The sequence below is a fragment of the Vibrio sp. 1727 genome (genome assembly GCF_033344415.1).
GTDB classification, from domain to species: domain Bacteria; phylum Pseudomonadota; class Gammaproteobacteria; order Enterobacterales; family Vibrionaceae; genus Vibrio; species Vibrio alginolyticus.
Genome location: NZ_JAWPOT010000557.1, coordinates 1 through 554, shown reverse-complemented (window position 1 = coordinate 554; position 554 = coordinate 1). Strand labels below are relative to the sequence as shown.

The 554-nt window shown below is 46.0% G+C and carries 2 protein-coding genes; both read left to right on the top strand.

The annotated features are described in order from the left end of the window. A partial coding sequence (locus R8O10_RS26920; protein WP_318192187.1) for an efflux RND transporter permease subunit occupies positions 1–290 on the top strand: 290 nt, incomplete at its 5' end. 76 nt (positions 291–366) lie between these two features. Next, a partial coding sequence (locus tag R8O10_RS26915; protein ID WP_318192186.1) for a DNA-3-methyladenine glycosylase I occupies positions 367–554 on the top strand: 188 nt, incomplete at its 3' end.

Below are 554 nucleotides of genomic sequence, written 5' to 3'. Positions count from 1 at the left end.
CCGGTATGGTACTTAAAAACGGCATTGTTCTGCTCGACCAAATTGAAATTGAGATGAAGTCGGGGAAAGAGGCATATGACGCTGTGGTTGATGCGGCAGTCAGTCGTGTTCGCCCAGTGTGTATGGCAGCGATCACCACCATTTTGGGTATGATTCCTCTTCTACCTGATATCTTCTTTAAACCGATGGCGGTAACGATTATGTTTGGTTTAGGTTTTGCCACCATCCTGACACTTATTGTCGTGCCAGTGTTGTATCGTCTGTTCCATAAAGTGTCGGTGCCGAAATAGGCTTAATGTAAAGTAACGATGTAAAGTTCAGCGCCTTTAGCTGGTGAGTTAGAGGCGCTTTTTATAAGGACGAAAAATGACAGAAGACAAAACGTGCGCGTGGGCGATGAACCACCCTCTAGAGCGCGAATATCACGATGCAGAGTGGGGCGTTCCGGTGTATGACGACAAAGTGTTGTTCGAATTTATTACGTTGGAAGGTGCGCAAGCAGGATTGAGTTGGATTACGATTCTGAAAAAACGTGAAGGATACCGAGAAGCGTT